4 protein-coding genes are annotated in these 3,393 nt (G+C 40.6%); 1 reads left to right on the top strand and 3 read right to left on the bottom strand.

Features of this window, described 5'->3' with window-relative positions; all coding sequences use genetic code 11:
• The coding region (locus VN379_RS00330) for a hemerythrin family protein (RefSeq protein ID WP_325529657.1) at positions 1-353 on the top strand (353 nt) is incomplete at its 5' end.
• Between the two features lie 66 nt (positions 354-419).
• Here the strand turns inward: VN379_RS00330 and VN379_RS00325 are convergent.
• The 3 genes from VN379_RS00325 to VN379_RS00315 all read right to left on the bottom strand — a co-directional run bounded on the left by VN379_RS00325 (position 420) and on the right by VN379_RS00315 (position 3,331).
• Complete coding sequence (locus tag VN379_RS00325; protein ID WP_325529655.1) at positions 420-851, bottom strand: hypothetical protein; 432 nt, start codon at positions 849-851, stop codon at positions 420-422.
• Between the two features lie 161 nt (positions 852-1,012).
• Positions 1,013-2,737 (bottom strand): methyl-accepting chemotaxis protein, encoded by a 1,725-nt coding sequence (locus tag VN379_RS00320; protein WP_325529654.1) that lies wholly within the window; start codon positions 2,735-2,737, stop codon positions 1,013-1,015.
• An 84-nt stretch (positions 2,738-2,821) separates the two neighbouring features.
• Positions 2,822-3,331, bottom strand: a complete 510-nt coding sequence (locus VN379_RS00315; protein ID WP_325529652.1) for an FMN-binding protein — start codon at positions 3,329-3,331, stop codon at positions 2,822-2,824.
• Between the last annotated feature and the right edge of the window lie 62 nt (positions 3,332-3,393).

The following is a 3,393-nucleotide window of genomic DNA, read 5'->3' as shown; positions in this document are numbered from 1 at the left end:
ACGAACAACACAAAAAGTTATTTGAGATCGCCAACGAAATTGATAAATTATTAAACAATGAATTAATTATTGACAAATATGATCACATTGTAGCTATTGTTGATGAACTACGTGATTATACAACAGAACATTTCGCAGCAGAAGAAGCCTATATGATAGCCAATAAGTATCCTAAATTCTTATCTCATAAGGTATTGCACAATGAATTTATCGAAAAAATGGGCTCAATTGACTTTGGCCAAATTGATAATGAACAAAATGCCTATTTAAAAGAAATCTTGAATTTTGTCATTGAATGGCTTGTTGATCATATTCTAAAAGAGGATAAATTCATATCGCCAGCCCCACGGTAACCCGGTCGGACAATAAAACCTCTTGCAGTAGGCAAAGCTTACTGCAAGAGGTTTCTTATGTCTCTATTATATTTTGATATCAATAATTGCTGATACTCCAACCCCCTGCACGCGGGTAAAATTGGTAGGGTTAGTACTATCAACAGGAACTAATGCTTTTACTCTAAACTTATCATTGTTAAAGCTGCCTTCCATTTGAATAACCGCCTCAGTTTTATCAACTAATTCCTGCGCTCCGGTAACTTGAGCAGCCCCTATGTAGCCATGATTACCCACAGATAGAATGGGAACTACTTTAGTAGAGTATTCACTCCCTAACTTATGTTTAAATGTCAATTGGTTGATGAAATTATTAAGGGGTGTCGAGAACTTATCTATTAGGATAGACATACCACCGACTTTTAAAATATCACCTAACCCAAAAGCCTGTGATGCCGGAACAGCGGTAACCATAAGCAGGGAAACAAGCAACATACCAATTAAAACTTTTTTCTGCATTTTAACGTCCTCCACGTCAGATTTAGTATTTCTACTATAACTTGATTATACCTAAACTGACTAAGTAGTCAATGGCGAAAAACAGGAAAAACTGCTAATTAGTACGATTTTGTCCCCAATAGATTGTTTTTACTATACTAAACCTAAACTATTTCTGTTACTCAAATTTTAAACTCAGTTACTGCCTGCTTCAGTTGTTCAGCAAGCTGGGCCAATGTTTCACTGGAAGAAGCAATCTCTTCCAGCGTGGCAGATTGCTCTTGCGTTGCCGCTGAAACCAGCTGAGTTTCAGCAGAAGTACTCCGGCTGACCTCATCAAGTTCATGGATAGACGCAAGAACAAATTGGTTACCCTGAGCGATCAGAGTGATCGCAGTTGAGATTTCCTTGCTTTCGCTTGATACCTGTTGCACCATTTCAATAATGTTATTAAATGCTGTACCTGCCAGGTTAGCAAGTTGAGAACCGGCTTTTACTTCACGGGTTCCTTCCCCCATTGCTTCAGCCGCCTTGCCAGTATCAACCTGTGTTTTATGAATAATATCCGCAATCTCTTTTGCGGCTGCCTGAGACTGCTCAGCGAGTTTACGGACCTCCTCGGCAACAACGGCAAAACCACGCCCCTGCTCGCCAGCTCTTGCCGCCTCAATAGCAGCATTTAAAGCCAGTAGATTGGTCTGACTGGCTATTCCGGAGATAGTGTCAACAATCTCACCGATTTCTTTTGATCTTTTATCAAGTTTACTAATAACGGTGGCAGAATGGTTGACAATGTTCTCAATATCATTCATCTTGCTAATAACCAACTCAATAGATTCTCCGCCTTCAACAGCAGCACCTACCGTCTTATCAGCAGTAATCGCCGCAGTCAAACTATTCGAACTGATCCGTTCTACTCCGGTTGACATTTGGCCCACGATTGCCATCGTCTTACTCACAGTATGCAGTTGCTTGTCCGTGTCTTTGGCAATGCCAACAACAGCTGTAGCAATTTGTCCGGAAACTTGGGCAGATTCCCCGGAACTGGCAGTTAGCTCTTCCGATGCGGAAGCGACCTGCTCTGATGAGCAATATACCTGTTTTACAATTGTTCTAAGGTTTTCTGTCATTACCTTAAATGCCATTCCAAGCTTGCCTATTTCATCTTGTAATCCCGGGTAGTTCTGGGGTATTTCGACTGCGAGATCTCCTTTAGCGATTCTATTGGCGGCAATCACCATTGACTCTATGGGCCGGCTAATCATTCGGGCGATCAGCACGCTAAGCCCGGCTGCCAGCAGAAACGAGAACAAGACTAATGTCCCCATAAACCAAACAGCAATCTGCGCTCTGCCTTCATTAAAGTCTGCTTTCTCCCTGCCGATATCTTCCTTGGTCTTAGCAAGCTTCTCAATAGCTTTATTAAAGTTCAATGATAATTTGGGGCCGTCATTAAGCAGAACAGTATGAGCATATTTTTTGTTGCCGGCCTTACATAATGTCACTACTTGATCCTTATGGTAATTGAAATTCTCCAGAACATTTGAGAAATACACAAAATCCTCTTTTTCAGTTTCCGAAAGCAAACTTTGCGAGAATTTCTGCATAGCTTGATCAATCTTCTGTGTATTCACTTCCATTGCACTAATATATTCGCTTATCTTCTGCGGATTGTCCTCAGCAATAATATCCCTCATATAAGCCCGGTTCTGCTCAAAACCACCATTGATAATCCGCAGTTCAAGCAGCGGCCGGGTTTGAAAAGTATATAGATCATGATCCAGCTCCTGTAATTGTAAAATGTTTAAAATCCCTACAAGACCAACAATCAGGCATACCACCGTAATTATAGAAAAACTGAGTAACAGTTTCGCGCTCATTTTCAGATTTAGAAAAAACGATTGCATATCTTCTCCTTTTAATTATCTAGTATCCTTAAAATAATTTAGGGCAAGCAAAGTCAATCGCCCGCGTATGACGGCTCCATGAGATCATTTATTCGAACCTGCCGTTTCCGGTTGTTGTATGTAGACTGTTGACAGATCGCCTGTTTTAGCCGAATTAAACGCTGCATGGGCAAATGTTTTAAAATCCCGTGAAGACATTGTTGCCCCGGTAATTGCATCTATTTGGTTTGGGTCCTGATATACTTGCAAATTCTTGGCAAACCTCGGGCAATATTCACTAGGTCCCAGTCCACTTTTACTTTTCATTTTATTGTTATATTCAGTATCCCGGGTCTTTAACTGACCTGATTGGTTAATATAATCGAAACTACTGCTCTTAATTTCGCCTGCTGCGTCTACCTCCATACTAAAAAACGCTTTCCACCCCCGGAAATCAGCTTTATCGTATTCTGCTTTATAAATGCCTGGCTTTAGTTGTGATTTTTTCTCCTGGGGTTTTTCCGCTTGAATATTACTGGCAGAAAAAGCAAAAATATAAGCCAACACAAAAATACTACACAAGGCAAAGGCACTGATTGCAACATATTTCCTCACCCTACCAACCCCTCTTTAAAGAGCTTTCTTAAACCTCAGACAAATAACAAATAGTTTATTGA

Source organism: Sporomusa sp., from assembly GCF_035561255.1.
In the GTDB taxonomy this organism is placed as follows: Bacteria; Bacillota; Negativicutes; order Sporomusales; family Sporomusaceae; genus Sporomusa.
This window is presented reverse-complemented; position numbering and strand designations above follow the sequence as displayed.